1 protein-coding gene is annotated in these 262 nt (G+C 62.6%); it reads right to left on the bottom strand.

Going from position 1 to position 262, the window contains the following annotated elements; translation table 11 throughout:
• Window positions 1–262, bottom strand: a 262-nt coding sequence (locus ACLJNW_RS25950) for a hypothetical protein (protein WP_410961475.1), incomplete at both ends; no start/stop codon positions are given.

Genomic DNA, 262 nt, shown 5'->3' with positions numbered 1-262 from the left:
GCGCTGCTCGGCCTGGGACAGGGTCATCCAGAATTCGACGGTGAGGGTGAACAGGATCGACTGCTCGCGCAGCGAGTAGCTCATCAGGCCCAGCGCCTCGGCGCCGGAGGGCTGTTTGGTGGCGCGGAAATCGAAGTACAGGCGCATCAGCTCCTTGAGCTTGAACAGTACTTCGCGGGCCTCGTTCTGGCGGATCTCCAGGGGGCTGTAGATGTTCAGCTGCGGGCGGAAGTTTTCCTCGCTGACCATGCGCAGGTAGAGC

Source organism: Salmonella sp. SAL4457, assembly GCF_046548235.1.
GTDB lineage: Bacteria > Pseudomonadota > Gammaproteobacteria > Enterobacterales > Enterobacteriaceae > Salmonella > Salmonella enterica.
The sequence above is the reverse complement of the archived record's forward strand: the minus strand, read 5'-3'. Positions and strand labels throughout refer to the sequence as shown.